This is a genomic window from Sphingomonas sp. PWP1-2 (assembly GCF_049898305.1).
GTDB lineage: Bacteria > Pseudomonadota > Alphaproteobacteria > Sphingomonadales > Sphingomonadaceae > Sphingomonas > Sphingomonas glacialis.
Genome location: NZ_JAFCXM010000003.1, coordinates 325,243 through 339,144, shown reverse-complemented (window position 1 = coordinate 339,144; position 13,902 = coordinate 325,243). Strand labels below are relative to the sequence as shown.

Sequence of the window (13,902 nt, the reverse complement as noted above, 5' to 3'; positions counted from 1 at the left end):
AAGGGAGCGCCCTTGCGGGCACTCCCTCTGATCGGTCCCGAAACCCTCTCCCGCAGCCGCGGGGGAGGGTTTTGTTTTGGCTCACTTCGGCGCGGTCGCCTTGGCTGCCTGACCGTCGCCCTCGGGCGCTGCGACCACGTCGCGCGTCGTCGTGCCCTTGTCGACCACGGTCGTGCCCGGATCGCCGACCGACGAGCGGATGCCGGGATCGTCCGAATCGACGCCCGCCTGCGAGATCGCCGCGCTTTCGGCGGCGCTGCGCGGCGCGGTGCCGCCGAACAGCGCGTCGAGCGCCTGCGCGTTGGCGCTGGTGTCGTTCGCACGCGCCGCACCTGGCTTTGGCGGGGTCAGCGAGAAATCGGGCGGAATGACGAGCGGAGCCTGGCGCGCGACCGAGAATTCGTCGGGTCCGTTGCGGCCACCCTTGCCATGCGCGCAAGCGCCCAACGCGAGCAGCGCCACGCCGGCCGACAGAATCGAAATCTTACGCATGGATATTCTCCGTTGGGCCCTGGTCCGCCCCAGATGCTTTGGTCCCAGAATCTTGGTTCGGTGTATCTCGTATCAGAAGCGCGCGCGCGAGCAAGATAAGCACGCCGATACTGATCGCCGCGTCGGCGATGTTGAACACCAGAAACGGCTGCCATTCGCCGAAATGCAGATCGGCGAAATCGACGACATAGCCGAGCCGGATCCGGTCGAGGATATTGCCGAACGCGCCGCCGAGCACGAGCCCGAGCGCCATCTGGTCGGCGCGCTTGGTCTCGCGCAGCATCCACACCAGCACGCCGACCGCGATTGCGCCGGTCATCAGCACCAGTAGCCAGCGCGTCGTGTCGGTATCGGCGTGGAGCAGCCCCAGCGACACGCCCTTATTGGCGACGAAGCGCAGGTTGAAGAACGACGTGACGTAATGCGCGTTGGTCATCGCATCGAGCTTGAGCCCCTCGGTCACACCGAGCTTGGCGGCCTGGTCGGCGACGAACAGCGCGACCGCGGTCGCGAAGCCTGCGAGCGGGAGCCTCATGCCACCACCGCCTCGCAGCGATCGCACAGATCGCCGTCTTCTTCGACCTCGGGGAGCAGCCGCCAGCAGCGACCGCATTTGTGGAAGTCGGTCCGCGCCACCGCGAGCGTGTCGCCGAGCGTGACCTGCGCGACGATGAACAGCTCCGCGAGTTCGGCAACCGGCAGCGGCGCCTCGGGCACGACCACCTCGGCTTCGAGGCTCGAGCGGACGATCTTCTCGCGGCGCAGAGGCTCGATCGCCTCGGTCACCTGCTGGCGCAAGGCGCGGACGGCATCCCACTTCGCCGCATCGACGCTGTCGACCGCGGGAACCTCGGGCCATTCGAGCAGATGGACCGAGCCGTCCTCGCTCGGGAAGCGCGCCTGCCACGTCTCCTCGGCGGTGAAGCACAGCACCGGCGCGGCATAGCGGACGAGTGCGTGGAACAGCGTGTCGAACACCGTCCGCACGGCGCGGCGCTTGGGGTCGGCCGGCGCGTCGCAATACAGCGAATCCTTGCGGATATCGAAGTAGAAGGCCGACAGATCCTCCTGCGCGAACTCGGTCAGCAGCCGGACATAGCTGTTGAAATCGTACACCAGCACCGCCGCCTTGAGCTTGGCGTCGAGCTCGGCGAGCAGATGGAGCACGTAGCGTTCGAGCTCGGGCATCTCCGCGACCGGCAGCCGCTCGCTCTCCTCGAACCCGTCGAGCGCGCCGAGCAGATAGCGGAAGGTGTTGCGCAGCTTGCGATACTGGTCGGAGACGCCGCCGAGGATCTCCTTGCCGATGCGGTGGTCCTCGGTGAAATCGACCGACAGCGCCCACAGCCGCAGGATGTCCGCGCCCGATTCCTTCATCAGGTCGAGCGGGTTGATCGTGTTGCCGAGGCTCTTGGACATCTTCATGCCCTTGGAGTCCATCGTGAAGCCATGCGTCAGCACCGCATTGTACGGCGCGCGCCGGCGCGTGCCGCACGCCTCCATCAGCGACGACTGGAACCAGCCGCGATGCTGGTCCGAGCCTTCGAGATAGAGATCGGCCGGCCATTGCAGATCGGGCCAGCGCCCGCTCTCGAGCACGAAGGCATGCGTGCAGCCACTGTCGAACCACACGTCGAGAATGTCGGTGACGCGCTCGTAATCGGCGAGCGCGTAATCGGGGCCGAGCAGGTCCTGCGCCGCTTCCTCGGACCACGCATCGACGCCCTCGGCGTTGATCGCGGCGATGATGCGCGCATTGACCGCGGGATCGACCAGATACTGGCCGGTCAGGCGGTTGACGAACAGCGTGATCGGCACGCCCCAAGCGCGCTGGCGGCTGATCACCCAATCGGGGCGGCCGGCGACCATCGCGGTGATGCGGTTCTGGCCCTTCGGCGGATACCAGGTGGTCGCTTCGATCGCCGCGAGCGCGGTGGAACGAAGGGTCGCCCCTTCTTGCTCCCCTCCCGCCTGCGGGAGGGGCTGGGGGAGGGCAGTGCCGGAAAGGTTAGCGCTGGCGGCACTGCCCTCCCCTAACCCCTCCCGCAAGCGGGAGGGGGACTCTGGCAGCGCCTGATCCATCGGAATGAACCACTGCGGCGTAGCCCGGAAAATAACCTTAGCCTTCGACCGCCACGAATGCGGATAGGAATGCGCGAAATCATCGCTCGCCGCGAGCAACGCACCCACGCCGCGCAGATCCGAACAGATCGGCCCCTCGGCGGAGACGAACTTCTTGTTGATCACCGAGCCCTGCCCGCCGAGCCACGCCCAATCGTCGCGATACATCCCCGCGCCATCGACCGCGAAGACCGGCTCGATGCCATATTGCTTGCACAGCAGGAAATCGTCCTCGCCGTGGTCCGGCGCCATATGGACGAGCCCGGTGCCGGCGTCGGTAGTGACGAAATCGCCCGGCAGGAACGGCCGCGGCTTCGCGAAGAACCCGCCGAGCTCGTGCATCGGATGCCGCGCGGTGGCGCCTTCGAGGTCAGAGCCCTTACCGCGCCAAAGCTCTTGATCGTTGCCATCGGACAGCCGCTCGTCCTGGTAGCCACCGCTTGCAGAGGCCGCTCGGGTGCGATTTCCGAATGCACCTTGCAGTGCGTCGGCGACCAGAACCTTCAAACCAGACGTTGTTTCGAGCAAAACATACTCGATCTCCGGCCCATAGCTCAGCGCCTGGTTCACCGGGATCGTCCACGGCGTCGTCGTCCAGATCACCGCGTGCGCACCGACCAGCTCGGGCGCGTTTGGCGCGTCCACGATTTCGAACGCGACGTCGATCTGCGTCGACACGACGTCCTCATATTCGACCTCGGCCTCGGCGAGCGCGGTCTTCTCGACGGGCGACCACATCACTGGCTTGGCGCCGCGATAGAGCTGGCCGCTCTCCGCGAATTTCATCAGCTCGGTGACGATCGTCGCTTCGGCAGCGAAATCCATCGTCAGATAGGGATGGTCCCAATCGCCATTGATGCCGAGCCGCTTCAACTGCTCGCGCTGCACGTCGACCCAATGCTGCGCATAGGCGCGGCACTCGGCGCGGAACTCGGCTGGGGGGACCTCGTCCTTGTTGAGCTTCTTCGCGCGATATTTTTCCTCGACCTTCCACTCGATCGGCAGGCCGTGGCAGTCCCAGCCGGGCACATAGGGCGCGTCCTTACCGAGCAGCCCCTGCGTGCGGCACACCGTGTCCTTGAGGATATGGTTGAGCGCATGGCCGATATGCATGTCGCCGTTCGCGTACGGCGGGCCGTCGTGCAGGATGAACTTCTCACGCCCGCGGCGGGCTTCGCGCGTCTTCTCGTAAAGGCCCATCGCCTGCCAGCGCGCGAGGATGCCGGGCTCCTTGGCGGGCAGGCCGGCCTTCATCGGGAAGTCGGTCTTCGGCAGGAAGACGGTGTCGCGATAATCGCGCGGAGCGGATGCGGTGTCTGGGGTGTCGGTCATTTGAGTGCGGCCTTAGCGAAGCGCGGAAGCTCTTGCTAGTTCCCCGGCGAAGGCCGGGGCCCAGTCGGAATGCGCATCACATCGGATCGAGTCGGTCGAACAAATCTTCCCACTCCGGATTGAGGCCCTCGATCTCGCGGATTTTCCAGGCGCGCTTCCATTCCTTCATCTGCAATTCGCGCGTGCGCGCGTGTTCGATCCCGCCGCATGCTTCGTACCAGACAAGCCGGTGGCAGCGATATCGCCTGGTGAAGCCGCCGATCAGGTCGTTGCGATGTTCCCAGATGCGCTTGGGGAGGTCACTCGTTACGCCGATATAGAGCGTACCGTTACGCCGGTTCGCCATGATGTACACGAAGCCTGGTTTCTCCACCCCATGCGCTCCTCGTCTGGACCCCGGCCTTCGCCGGGGAACATCCTCGTGCCGCTACTTCACCAATTCCACACCATCCCCGTCGCGCTGAACGGCTTGGGTTCCATCGGCGGGATCGTCGCGTCGTTGAGGTCGCAGTGCCAGTACCCAACGTCGATCCAGCGCCCGTCCTTATACCCCGCCTCGCGGAAGAACCCCGCGCGCTTGAAACCGACCGACTCGTGCAGCCGGATCGAATGGTCGTTGGGCAGCGCGATCACGCCGATCGCATGCGTGAACCCCTGCGCGCGTACCGTGTCGATCAGCGCATCATACAATTGCCGCCCGTTGCCGCGCCCCTGCGTGCCCGTCTCGAGATAGACCGTCGTCTCGATCGTGAAGCGATACGCCGACCGATCGCGGAACGCCGAGGCATAGGCATAGCCGAGCACCGCCCCACCCTCGCCTTCGGTCGCGACCAGCCACGGGTACAGCCCGCGCGACGCCGCCATCCGCTGCGCGATCACGCCGGCATCGGGCGCCTCGGTCTCGAACGACACCGTCCCGCGCTCGACATAGGGGCGGTAGATCGCCGCGATCGCCGCAGCATCGTCGGGGGTCGCGGGCCGGATCGCGATCCGTGTCGGGGCGCGGTCCAGGCTCACAGCCCGAACCGTGCGAGCACGAAGTCCATCAACCGCGCGTCGCCGGCGCGCGGCGCGGTGCCGCCGACGCCGTCGCATTCGAGGCAGCGCGCCTGGATCGCAGCCCCCGTGCCGATCCGCGTCACGTCGCCCAGCGCGCGCGCGAACACCGCACGCCGCTCGGCCGCCATCCGCGTGAAGGCATCGCCTGCCGACGCATCGTCATCCTTGTTCGAATCGGCGAACTGCTGGATCATCTTGGCGAACGCGCTGGGCTTCTTCTCGAGATATTCGGCGTGATAGCCGTCGGCCTTTAGCCCCGCGCGCCGCGCCGCCTCGGCGATCGCATCCTGCAACCCGCCGAATTTGTCGACCAGGTGGAGCTGGAGCGCGGTCCCGCCATCCCAGACGCGCCCCTGCGCGATCTCGTTGACTTGCTCAGGCGTCATCTTCCGCGCGCCGGCGACGCGCGTGATGAACTGGCGATAGCCATTCTCGATCCCCGCCTGGAAGATCGCATCGGTCTCCGGGTTGGTGCCGCCGTAAATGTCGGGCTGCCCCGACAGCGGCGTGGTGCGGACGCCATCGGTGGTCAGCCCGACCTTCTTGAGCGTGTTCTCGAAGGTCGGGATGATCCCGAAGATGCCGATCGAGCCGGTGATCGTCGTCGGCTGCGCGAACACCATGTCGCCCGCGGTCGAGACCCAATAGCCGCCCGATGCCGCGACCGAGCCCATCGAGACGACGATCGGCAGCTTCTGCGCCTTCGCCTCCTCGATCGCGCGGCGCATGTCTTCCGATGCGAGCGCCGAGCCGCCGGGCGAATCGACGCGCACGACGAGCGCCTTGAGGTCCTTCTTGGCCAGCGCATCGAGCAGCAGCTTCGACACCGTGTCCGACCCGACCGAGCCGGCCTTCGACTTGCCGTCGATGATGTCGCCCGCGATCGTCAGCACGCCGACCTTGTCGCCGCCGGTCGGCAGCGGATTGGCGGCGACATAGGCGTCGTATTTGATCGTCTTGAACAGCCCGGCCGCCTTGCCGCTGTCGACCCCGGCGATCGCGGCGACGCGCTTGCCGAAGTCGAGCCGCGTGCCGAGCTTGTCGACCAGCCCCGCGTCCATATTGGCCTTGGCGATGTCGCCCTGCGCCGCGGTAATGACCGCGCCCGGCGTCGCGAGGAAGGGCGCGAACTTCGCCTTGGGGCGTGCACGCGCGACCGACTGCTGCCAGTTGGCGAACAGCACCTGGTAGAGCTTGACCACTTCCTCCTTCGCCTCGGGCGAGGCTTCGGTGCGGGTATAGGGCTCGACGAACGACTTGTACTTGCCGACGCGGTAGACGTGCGCATTGACGCCGAGCTTGTCGATCAGGCCTTTGTAATAGAGCTGCGATCCGCCCGGCCCCATGAACAGCGTGCCGCCCATCGGGCTTTCCCAGATCTCGCTGGCGTTCGCGGCGAGGCGATAGCCGGAATCGGTGTACGCGGTGGCATAGGCCAGCACCGGCTTGCCCCCCTTCCCATCGGAACCGTCGCGAACGCGGCGCAGCGCCGCGCCGACATCCTCGAGCGCTGCGGGATAGCCGCCGCCGAACGAGTCGAGATCGAGCACGACCACCTTGACGCGGTCGTCCTTGGCCGCCTTGTCGAGGCTGCGGACCACGTCGCGCAGGCGATATTCGCGCTGGATGCCGTTGCCGCTCAGGCTGGCGAAGGCGCTTGCCTCCTGCGTCTGCTCGACGATCGGGCCATCGAGCTTGAGCACGAGCGCACCGTCGCCGATCGCCGCCTTGTTCGGTTTCGAGGCGAGCGCTGCGAACAGCAGGCCAAAGAACAGCAGCATCGCGATAAGGACCAGCGCGTCCTTGATGCCGACGAGAATTTTCCACGCGCCGCGTACGAGTTTCACTTGGCCGCTCCTTGTTGGCGGAGATCACATCGCCTCGCTACGGCAAGCCACCAGCCGAGTAAATGCGTGCTATACGACCAACACGGCAATTCGCCGATTTTGCATTTGGTTCCGCAGAAATTTGGCTGCGCCCGTTGACGATGCGAGACCTCGCCATCATATCCGCCCTGCTGGCACTCACCAACGTCGAGTGCTAACACCTGTTCATTATAAAGGGACTTCGCCCATGACCTTTCGTCCGTTGCACGATCGCGTGCTCGTCCGCCGCGTAGAGGCAGAAGAAAAGACCGCCGGCGGGATCATCATCCCCGAGACTGCCAAGGAAAAGCCGCAGGAAGGCGAAGTCGTCTCGGTCGGCACCGGCGCCCGCAACGAAGCCGGTGAAATCCACCCGCTCGAAGTCAAGGCCGGCGACAAGATCCTGTTCGGCAAATGGTCGGGCACCGAGGTCAAGATCGACGGCGAAGACCTGCTGATCATGAAGGAATCGGACATCCTCGGGATCGTCGGTTAACTCCTTCTCCGCGTAACTTTCACCACATTTCTCATCTGAAAGGGTAGCCTCATCATGGCAGCCAAGGACGTAAAATTCGGCCGTGACGCGCGCGAGCGCATCCTCCGTGGCGTCGACATCCTCGCCGACGCCGTCAAGGTCACGCTGGGGCCAAAGGGCCGCAACGTCGTGATCGACAAGAGCTTCGGCGCACCGCGCATCACCAAGGACGGCGTCACCGTCGCCAAGGAAATCGAGCTCAAGGACAAGTTCGAGAACATGGGCGCGCAGATGCTGCGCGAAGTCGCCTCGAAGACCAACGACATCGCCGGCGACGGCACGACCACCGCAACGGTTCTGGCGCAGGCCATCGTTCGCGAGGGCATGAAGTCGGTCGCAGCGGGCATGAACCCGATGGACCTCAAGCGCGGTATCGATCTCGCGGTCATCAGGGTCGTCGAGGACGTCAAGTCGCGCTCGAAGCCGGTTTCGGGTTCGCACGAAGTCGCCCAGGTCGGCATCATCTCGGCCAATGGCGATCGTGAAGTCGGCGAGAAGATCGCCGAAGCGATGGAGAAGGTCGGCAAGGAAGGCGTGATCACCGTCGAGGAAGCCAAGGGTCTCGAGTTCGAGCTCGACGTCGTCGAAGGCATGCAGTTCGACCGCGGCTACCTCTCGCCCTACTTCATCACCAACCCCGAGAAGATGTCGGTCGAGCTTCAGGATCCCTACATCCTGATCCACGAGAAGAAGCTGTCGAACCTGCAGGCGATGCTCCCGATCCTGGAAGCCGTCGTTCAGTCGGGTCGTCCGCTCTTGATCATCGCCGAGGACATCGAGGGCGAGGCACTCGCCACGCTCGTCGTCAACAAGCTGCGCGGCGGCCTGAAGGTCGCAGCGGTCAAGGCACCGGGTTTCGGCGATCGTCGCAAGGCGATGCTCGAGGACATCGCGATCCTGACCAAGGGCGAGATGATCTCGGAAGACCTCGGCATCAAGCTCGAGTCGGTCACGATCGGCATGCTCGGCACCGCCAAGCGCGTCACGATCGACAAGGACAACACCGTCATCGTCGACGGTGCTGGTGACTCGGACGCGATCAAGGGCCGCACCGATGCGATCCGTCAGCAGATCGAGAACACGACGTCGGACTATGACAAGGAGAAGCTCCAGGAGCGTCTCGCCAAGCTTGCCGGCGGCGTTGCTGTCATCAAGGTCGGTGGTTCTTCGGAAGTCGAAGTCAAGGAGCGCAAGGACCGCGTCGACGACGCGCTGCACGCAACGCGCGCAGCCGTTGAAGAAGGCATCGTCCCCGGCGGCGGCACGGCCCTCCTCTACGCCAGCAAGGTCCTCGACGGCCTGACCGGTGCGAACGAAGACCAGACGCGCGGCATCGACATCGTCCGCAAGTCGCTGACCTCGCTGGTGCGCCAGATCGCCACCAATGCCGGCCACGACGGCGCGGTCGTCTCGGGCAAGCTGCTCGACGGCAACGATCCGACGATCGGCTTCAACGCTGCGACCGACACGTACGAGAACCTGGTCGAAGCCGGCGTGATCGATCCGACCAAGGTCGTCCGTACCGCGCTGCAGAACGCAGCATCGGTCGCCGGCCTGCTCATCACGACCGAAGCGGCCGTGAGCGAGCTGCCGGAAGACAAGCCCGCAATGCCGATGGGCGGCGGCGGCATGGGCGGCATGGGCGGTATGGACTTCTGAGCCAACGCGGCCTGACATAGCGAGAGCTATGTCAGGACTCGCGTGGCTCCGGCCGGCGGGTCGGCGAGCATGCTCGACGATCCCGTCCGACGCAGCACCGGCTTTGCCGGTGCCGGAACCAACGCCCGGCCTCCCGGCTGGACCAAGACGAAGGGCCGACGGAGCGATCCGCCGGCCCTTTGTTTGTCTGGTGATTCGGCGTATATTGCGTGTCATGCCCGCGATCGCCCTCGACCCAGCCTATCGCCGCGTCAGCGTCGAGGAATTCCTCGAGATGGATTTTGGCGGCGCGAAGGCCGAGCTCGAAGACGGCATGATCTATATGATGGCGGGCGGCAGCGAAGAGCATGCGCGGATAGCCTTCAATATCCTTATGGCGCTCGGCCCGCGCCTTCGCGGCTCAGGCTGTCGGCCATACGGCTCCGACCTCGCCGCCCAGACCGACATACGCACGGTGCGCCTCCCCGACGTCAGCGTCTATTGCAACAACCCGGCCGCCCCCGAGAACGCGCGCAAGAAATTGCTCGGCGATCCGCAGGTGGTGTTCGAAGTGCTGTCGCCCTCCACGTCGACACACGACCAGAAGGTCAAGCTTGCGGAATATTGCGCGCTTGCCGGCATGCGCGAGGTGATCCTCGTCGACCCCGCGGAAGAGCGCATCCATCTCGTCCAGCGCACGCCCACCGGCGGCTGGACCGCCGACTGGCTCGCGACGGGCGACGACCTGACGATACCCTCGCTGAACCTCCCGATTCCCCACGCCGAAATCTTCGCGCGCGACTGACGGCTCAGTTCGAGCTCGGCATATCCGCCACCGCGGCACGCGTCGGTGCCGCTGGTGCCGGGCATTTGCGCGCATAGCCCAGCCCCTTCAGAAACGCGCGCCGCGTCTGCCCGGCATAGACCGCCGCCTCGGCGCGGCGCTGCTCCTTGTCCGCTCCGGTGATGACCCGGACGAGGCCCAGCCCCGGGATCAGCGTACTGACCGCCGTCCGCGCCGCCACCGCTGCGATTTCGCTGCCCTCACCCTTGGCCTTGCCCGGCACGTCGACATCGGCGCCGAGTGCACCGTCGAGCTTCCGAACTTCGCCCGCGATCGTCGCGCAGCTTTGCGTATGCGCCGCGGAATACGGCGCAGACGCCGCGAGCTGGAGGACAGGCGGAATCTTGGTCTTCTCGATCCGCGTGTCGCGCAGTGGCTGCGTCACGACATGCCCGAGGCTGTCGCGCTCTTGCGCATGGCCGCTCATAGCCGCGATCGAGCCGATCAGCAGCGCGCTCATGCCGTAAACTATGGGGGTGCGACGCATCGGTGTCCTCCGCCTGATTCGGTTTGAGCGTCTCCCCTACCATAGACTGGTCGCCGACTCGCGCCTTCTCCGAAACATAGCGAAAACGTCACGCTGCCGTCACGCGACGCGGATAGGGCCTCGGCGACGCGGGCACATTGGGAATCCCCAATCAACGCCGCGAGCCGGGGGAAAATCATGATGTTCGGACAAATCCGGGCGCGTAGCTTCGCGTCCAAGGCAGGCCTGTGCGCGGCGCTGCTCGGCTCCACTGCGCTACCGGCATATGCCGCCGATGTAGCGGGCCGCGTGCTCGATCCGCAGACCGGCGCGGCCTTGCCGGGCGCGACGATCTCCGCTGCGGGTCGCACCGCGGTCGCCGACCGCGACGGCATGTTCGTGATCCGCGATCTCGCGCCCGGTCCGGTCGAGCTGACCTTCACCTATATCGGCTATCCGACCGTGACGCGCAGCGCGACCTCGAGCGACCGCGCGACGGTCGTCGAGTTCCGGCTCGATCCGCCATCGGGCGACACGAGCGGCGGCGAGATCGTCGTCACCGGACAGCGCGCCGCCGAGCGCCGCGCACTCCAGGTCAAGCGCTCGTCCAACGCCATCTCCGACACGCTCAACGCCAATGACGTCGGCAAGCTGCCCGACCAGAACGTCGCCGAAGCGCTGCGCCGCCTGCCCGGCATCTCGGTCGCCAACGATCAGGGCGAAGGGCGCTACGTCATCATCCGGGGCGTCAATCCCAACCTCGCCAACGTCACCGTCAACGGCCAGACCGCCCCCGCACCCGAGCCCGAGAGCCGCCAGGTCAAGCTCGACGACATCCCCTCCTCGCTGATCGGCTCGGTCACCGTCGTCAAATCGCTCACCCCCGACCGCGACGCCAATGCCATCGCGGGTCAGGTCGACATCAACACGCTAACCGCGTTCGACCGCACCAAGGCGTTCGCCAACGCGCGGATCGTCAGCGGCTACAATACGCTCAACAGTCGCAGCCCGTATGAGGGCGATATCACGGCGGGCACGCGCTTCGGTCCCGACAGGACCTTCGGCGTCGTGCTCTCGGGCAACTATTCGAGCCGACCGATCGAATCCGAGAACCTGCAAGGCTCGTCGAACTGGGGCACGCCGACCGGCGCGAGCCGCGCGCTGCCCGACGATTACCGGTTGCGCGACTACAATCTCAACCGCACCCGCTACGGCGTGGTCGGCAATTTCGATTGGCGGCCGAGTTCGGACGTCACCGTCTATCTTCGCACGCTCTATTCGACCTTCAAGGACCACGAGACGCGCGACCAGTCGCGGATCGAGATCCCGGTCACCTACGCGACGACCAACGCCGCTGGCGTCGCCACGCAGCCGACCGCGGCGCAGCAGGCGGTCAATGCCGCGATCTCGAACGGCGGCACCTTCAGCGGCCGCGGCACGCGCTTCCTGCGGCTGCGCAACGAGGATGACTCGACCTTCTCAGGCGAGCTCGGCGGCAAGTTCCGCTTCGGCGGGTCGGAGCTGCAGGTCGAGGGCACCTACAGCAAAGCGCTCAAGAAAGACCCGCTGCGCTCGGAATTCTCGTTCCGCAGCGGCAGCACCGCGCTGACCGGCCTGTCGCTCGACCTCGCCGACACGCTGTTCAGGGTCAACACCGCCAATGGCACGCCGTACAACAGCGCGCTCTACAACGGCTATCGCGTGACGTACGACCGCCGTCGCGCCGCGGAAAACCTCTACCAGGCGCGCGCCGACCTGACGATCCCGATCGGCGTCGGCAGCGACAGCACGATCAAGCTCGGCGGTAAGTTCCAGCAGACCGACAAGTCCAACAATCGCGACTTCCAGCAATATTCGCTCGGCAGCACGCTCGCCGCGACCGGGGCTGCGGGCGACGACGGCAGCGCGATCTATGACGGCCGCTATCCGGTCGGCCCGCGGATCAACTACGATCAGGCGCAGACCTATTACACCGTCACCAATCCCGCCGCGCGGACGCAGAGCGCGTCGGACGCGGCGACGTCGGTCGCCAACTCGCTGGTCAACGATTACGACCTCAGCGAGAAGGTCTATGGCGGCTACATCATGGGCACGTTCACGTTCGCCAAGCTGACGATCGTCCCCGGCGTCCGCATTGAGCACACCGACGGCACCTACAAGGGCAAGGCCTTCACCGCGACCTCGCTGGTGAGCCAGGGTTACAACGTCTCGAATTCGCGCGCCTATACCGACGCCTTCCCCGATCTCACCGTGCGCCTCGACGCAACCGACCGCCTCGTGCTGCGCGCCGCCGTCACCACCGCGATCGGCCGGCCGGATTACAATTTGCTCGCGCCGTACGTGAACGTCAGCGACACCACGCCCAACGCCGGCGTCGTCGCGCTCGGGAACCCCAACCTCAAGCCCTACAAGGCGGTGTCGGGCGATCTATCGGCCGAATATTATCTCGCGGGCCAGGGAATCGTTTCGATCGCGGGCTTCTACAAGCATCTCGACGACCCGATCTTCACCGTCGGCACGACGCAAGGCGGCACCTTCGGCGGCACGACCTTCACTCGCGCACTGGTCACGCAGCCGGTCAATGGCGACAGCGCGAAGATCTACGGCGTCGAGGCCAATCTCCAGGCGCAGCTGACCTTCCTGCCGGGCGCGCTGTCTGGCTTCGGCGTGTCGGGGAATTTCACCTATACCGATGGATCGTCGCGCGGCGTGATCGGCCGGGCGGGCTCGGTGCGCAATCTGCTCCAGTCGAAATATATCGGCACGGCGCAGCTCTATTACGAGAAATACGGCCTGACCGGACGGCTCGCCTATACCTATCGCTCGGCCTATCTCGACACGCTCGGTACGACCGCGGCGACCGACCAATATACCGACGAGAACAATTCGCTCGACGCGCGGATCGGTTACTCGCCGGTCAAGCGGTTCACCGTGTTCGTCGAGGCGAGCAATCTGCTCGATTCCCCCTGGCGGCGCTACCAGGCGGTCAAGACGCAACTCATCGAGAACGAGCGCTATCGCCAGACCTTTCGTATCGGCGTTCAGCTCGCTTATTGAGCTCCGGCGGCGAGCGGATACAGCATCGCGACGTTGCACCGTTCGTATCGGGCGCCGAACTCCGCCATGATTCCCGCATCATGGCGGAAGCCGGCTTTCTCGTAGAGGCGGATCGCCGTCGCGCTCTTGGTATTGCTCAGCAGATACAGCCGCCGCGCGCCCATCGCCGTGGCGCGCGCGATGACGGCGTCGAGCAGGAACGCCCCCGCACCACGCCCGCGCGCGGTGTCGACCACGCCCATCTTGGTCAGCTCATATTGGTCCTGCCCGGTCCGCTGCAGCGCGCACGCGCCGACAATGCCGAGACCCGCCACCTCGACGAACAGGATATCGCCGCCCGGCGCGATGATCCGCTCGAACGGATGTTCGAGCACGTCGCGATCGGTCTGCTCGAGCCGATACATCGCGCCGATCCACTGCGCGTTGATGTCGTGGAAGGCGGGGGCAAGCGCGTCGCTATAGGCGTGAATCGTCAGGCCCGTCATCGTCGCTT

The 13,902-nt window shown here is 65.7% G+C and carries 12 protein-coding genes; 4 read left to right on the top strand and 8 right to left on the bottom strand.

Annotated features, from left to right (window positions below; all coding sequences use genetic code 11):
* Positions 1-81: 81 nt before the first annotated feature.
* The 6 genes from ACP7C5_RS10025 to sppA form a co-directional block, all read right to left on the bottom strand.
* Entirely contained in the window at positions 82-492 is a 411-nt protein-coding gene (locus ACP7C5_RS10025; protein ID WP_426264123.1) for a DUF3035 domain-containing protein, read from the bottom strand.
* A complete protein-coding gene (lspA, locus tag ACP7C5_RS10020; protein ID WP_322162638.1) occupies positions 485-1,027 on the bottom strand; it encodes a signal peptidase II in 543 nt (180 codons plus the stop codon). Before lspA ends, ACP7C5_RS10025 begins: the two co-directional genes overlap by 8 nt.
* Positions 1,024-3,945, bottom strand: coding sequence for an isoleucine--tRNA ligase (ileS, locus tag ACP7C5_RS10015; RefSeq protein WP_426264122.1), 2,922 nt, complete (start codon positions 3,943-3,945; stop codon positions 1,024-1,026). The genes lspA and ileS overlap by 4 nt, the downstream gene beginning before the upstream one ends.
* A 76-nt stretch (positions 3,946-4,021) precedes the next feature.
* Complete coding sequence (locus tag ACP7C5_RS10010) at positions 4,022-4,318, bottom strand: GIY-YIG nuclease family protein (RefSeq protein ID WP_426264121.1); 297 nt, start codon at positions 4,316-4,318, stop codon at positions 4,022-4,024.
* A 59-nt stretch (positions 4,319-4,377) separates the two neighbouring features.
* Positions 4,378-4,962: a GNAT family N-acetyltransferase gene (locus ACP7C5_RS10005; RefSeq protein ID WP_426264120.1), complete on the bottom strand. Its 585-nt coding sequence runs from the start codon at positions 4,960-4,962 to the stop codon at positions 4,378-4,380.
* A complete protein-coding gene (gene sppA, locus ACP7C5_RS10000) occupies positions 4,959-6,851 on the bottom strand; it encodes a signal peptide peptidase SppA (protein ID WP_426264119.1) in 1,893 nt (630 codons plus the stop codon). Before sppA ends, ACP7C5_RS10005 begins: the two co-directional genes overlap by 4 nt.
* 226 nt (positions 6,852-7,077) lie before the next feature.
* Between sppA and groES the strand changes: the two genes are divergently transcribed.
* The 3 genes from groES (at position 7,078) to ACP7C5_RS09985 (ending at position 9,847) form a co-directional block, all read left to right on the top strand.
* On the top strand, positions 7,078-7,365 hold the full coding sequence (groES, locus tag ACP7C5_RS09995) for a co-chaperone GroES (RefSeq protein ID WP_010183565.1): 288 nt from the start codon (positions 7,078-7,080) through the stop codon (positions 7,363-7,365).
* Positions 7,366-7,419: 54 nt separating this feature from the next.
* A complete protein-coding gene (gene groL / locus ACP7C5_RS09990) occupies positions 7,420-9,063 on the top strand; it encodes a chaperonin GroEL (RefSeq protein WP_426264118.1) in 1,644 nt (547 codons plus the stop codon).
* 214 nt (positions 9,064-9,277) lie between these two features.
* Positions 9,278-9,847: a Uma2 family endonuclease gene (locus ACP7C5_RS09985; protein WP_426264117.1), complete on the top strand. Its 570-nt coding sequence runs from the start codon at positions 9,278-9,280 to the stop codon at positions 9,845-9,847.
* Positions 9,848-9,851: 4 nt separating this feature from the next.
* Here ACP7C5_RS09985 and ACP7C5_RS09980 read toward each other — a convergent pair whose 3' ends face one another.
* Complete coding sequence (locus tag ACP7C5_RS09980) at positions 9,852-10,373, bottom strand: hypothetical protein (RefSeq protein ID WP_426264116.1); 522 nt, start codon at positions 10,371-10,373, stop codon at positions 9,852-9,854.
* Between the two features lie 177 nt (positions 10,374-10,550).
* Here ACP7C5_RS09980 and ACP7C5_RS09975 point away from each other — a divergent pair, with 177 nt between their 5' ends.
* Positions 10,551-13,409 (top strand): TonB-dependent receptor, encoded by a 2,859-nt coding sequence (locus ACP7C5_RS09975; protein WP_426264115.1) that lies wholly within the window; start codon positions 10,551-10,553, stop codon positions 13,407-13,409.
* Here ACP7C5_RS09975 and ACP7C5_RS09970 read toward each other — a convergent pair.
* The gene (locus tag ACP7C5_RS09970) at positions 13,403-13,894 is read right to left on the bottom strand and encodes a GNAT family N-acetyltransferase (RefSeq protein WP_426264114.1); all 492 of its coding nucleotides are present in this window, start codon (positions 13,892-13,894) and stop codon (positions 13,403-13,405) included. The genes ACP7C5_RS09975 and ACP7C5_RS09970 overlap by 7 nt on opposite strands.
* Positions 13,895-13,902: the final 8 nt, after the last annotated feature.